The sequence below is a fragment of the Bacteroides caecigallinarum genome (genome assembly GCF_021530995.1).
Lineage (GTDB): Bacteria > Bacteroidota > Bacteroidia > Bacteroidales > Bacteroidaceae > Phocaeicola > Phocaeicola faecigallinarum.
This window is the reverse complement of the sequence record NZ_JADYTF010000251.1, coordinates 1-939: the sequence shown is the minus strand read 5'-3', so window position 1 is coordinate 939 and position 939 is coordinate 1. Positions and strand designations below refer to the sequence as shown.

The 939-nt window shown below is 45.3% G+C and carries 1 protein-coding gene; it reads left to right on the top strand.

All coding sequences use genetic code 11. The annotated features are described in order from the left end of the window. The coding region (locus tag I6E24_RS16420; protein WP_235329779.1) for a PcfJ domain-containing protein at positions 1-939 on the top strand (939 nt) is incomplete at both ends.

The following is a 939-nucleotide window of genomic DNA, read 5'->3' as shown; positions in this document are numbered from 1 at the left end:
CCCGAAAGAGAGTTTTCAGGGACAGCGCATATTATGAAATCATTACGACCCGAAAAGGCTATCAAGTGTTGCGCTACTTTATGGTAGGAGCAACATACAAGGTGGGACAGAAGGCAGAGTATTCCATAAGGGAGGTGGTGCAATGGTGGATTGCCCCAAACGGAAAGACCGAAGTTATTGCCCGACTGAGAGCCATGCACACGATGTACTATGACCTTTGGACTGAATGGAGCGATATGGATTTACGCAGCAACAAGATGCTGAAAGCATACAACATAGACGCATACAAGACTTATCCGGCAATGCGCATTATTCCCGAATTAAGGCGGAACGGCTTCAAGGGAGCATTCCACGAACTGACCCCATACGAATTTTTTACCGCCATTCTGACCGACAGCAAAAAAGAAACATTGCTTAAAGCGGGACAGACAGAAATGTTCAGATATGCCGTCATTTCAAATGTCAATTTGCATGAATATTGGAACTCCATAAAAATCTGTATCCGAAACGGCTATCATATTGCAGATGCCTCCATGTGGTGTGACCTTGTAAGACTGCTCCGACATTTCGGGAAAGACACCCACTGCCCAAAATATGTTTGTCCGACAGACTTGAAAAAGGTACATGACCGACTTGTCAGAAAACGTGAAGAACAGATTGAAAGGGAAAGAGCGGAGCAACGCAGGGAGCAGTTGGTCAAGGACGAAAAGAATTATCTGAAGTCCAAAGGCAAGTTCTTCGGACTTGTGTTTACCGACAACCTTATTCTTGTAAAGGTCATTGAGAGTGTGGCGGAAATGCAACTTGAAGGAAAACTGATGCACCATTGTGTGGGAAGCTATCACAAGAGGACAGACTCCCTTATCCTATCCGCAACCATTGACGGCAAACGCATTGAAACGGTGGAGGTTTCACTGACAACATTCAAGGTGGTACAGA